Source organism: Caulobacter sp. P1_B12_2, from assembly GCF_056406675.1.
The window spans coordinates 1-1,145 of the sequence record NZ_JBFTZS010000763.1 but is presented as its reverse complement, the minus strand read 5'-3'; the positions used below and the strand labels follow the sequence as shown (position 1 = coordinate 1,145).

Below are 1,145 nucleotides of genomic sequence, written 5' to 3'. Positions count from 1 at the left end.
CACAGGGCCCGGGATGACGGTGATTTATGAGGATGCGTATTGTGGTTGGACCTAGATCGCCGTGAACGTCACCGCCCCGGCCGAGGMCAGGGACAGGGCGAACGCCGCCTCGCCGTCATGGTCGCCGGCATATTCCAGGGCCGCCACCAGGAACGGCCCCTCCAACTGCACGAAGTCGGGGATCACCAGGCGCCACACCCGCGCCGTCTGGGCGAAGAAGCTGTCGCGCACCGCCGCGTCCGAGGCCGCGTCGCGGAAGACGCCGCTGCCCGAGACGGCGACCGAGCGCACGCCCGAGCCGGCCAGCAGCTCGCGCCAGCGGCCGGCGCTGTCGCCGTCGGTGGCGTCGATGGTCTGGGCGTTGAGGCTGATCGTCCGGGCCCGCAGGCCGGCCACGGTGGTGAAGACCGGCGTCGGCGCGCCGTCGCTGATCTTCAGGAGGAGGTCTTTGCCGGCTTGAGCGGCCATGGGCGTGTCCTTTCGTTAGAGAGCTTCGGTCACCGCCCGCACCCGCAGCACCCCGAGCGACAGCTCGCGGTCGGCGGCGCGGAAGACGTCGGCATAGGTGACGCGCAGGGTGACCAGGCGACGGCCGCTCACGGCCAGCGCCGCGTTGTGCACGGCCGCGCGGACGGCGGCGGTGACGGCGCGGGCCTCCTCCGGCCCGCCGAACTTGCTGGCGCAGGTGACGGTGAGCAGGTGCTCGAGGCCATCCGCGTCGGGACCGAACGGCCGGCTCTCCTGGCGGCCCAGGCTGACGCACGGATAGACCGGATGGCGCGGGGCGTCGGCGTGGACGCGGGCGGCGACCAGGGCGGAGACGGCGGGCGCGGCCTTCAGGGCCTCGACCAGGGCGGCGGCGATCGCCGCGTCGGCGCCGCTCACAGCCGGGCCTCGCGATAGGGCGCCAGCCAGGCCTCGACCAGGCCGGCCGGCGGTTCGGACGCGTCGCGGTGCTCGTAGGCGTGGGCGACCAGGACCAGCACGGCCAGCCGCAACGGGGCGGGACTGGCCAGGGTGAGCACGAGGCCGGTGGCGGCGGCGACCCGCGCCTCGGCGGCGTCGATCAGCAGAGTCACCAGGGCGTCCTCGCCGGCGTCGGCCACGCGCAGGAAACCCTTGGCCTCGGCCAGGGTGGTGGAGAG

3 protein-coding genes are annotated in these 1,145 nt (G+C 74.1%); all 3 read right to left on the bottom strand.

Going from position 1 to position 1,145, the window contains the following annotated elements:
* Positions 1-51: 51 nt before the first annotated feature.
* A complete protein-coding gene (locus AC1DZ6_RS25590) occupies positions 52-468 on the bottom strand; it encodes a phage major tail protein, TP901-1 family (RefSeq protein ID WP_477099891.1) in 417 nt (138 codons plus the stop codon).
* A gap of 15 nt (positions 469-483) precedes the next feature.
* A complete protein-coding gene (locus AC1DZ6_RS25585; protein WP_477099890.1) occupies positions 484-885 on the bottom strand; it encodes a DUF3168 domain-containing protein in 402 nt (133 codons plus the stop codon).
* On the bottom strand, positions 882-1,145 hold a 264-nt coding region (locus tag AC1DZ6_RS25580; protein ID WP_477099889.1), incomplete at its 5' end, for a head-tail connector protein. The genes AC1DZ6_RS25585 and AC1DZ6_RS25580, both read right to left, overlap by 4 nt.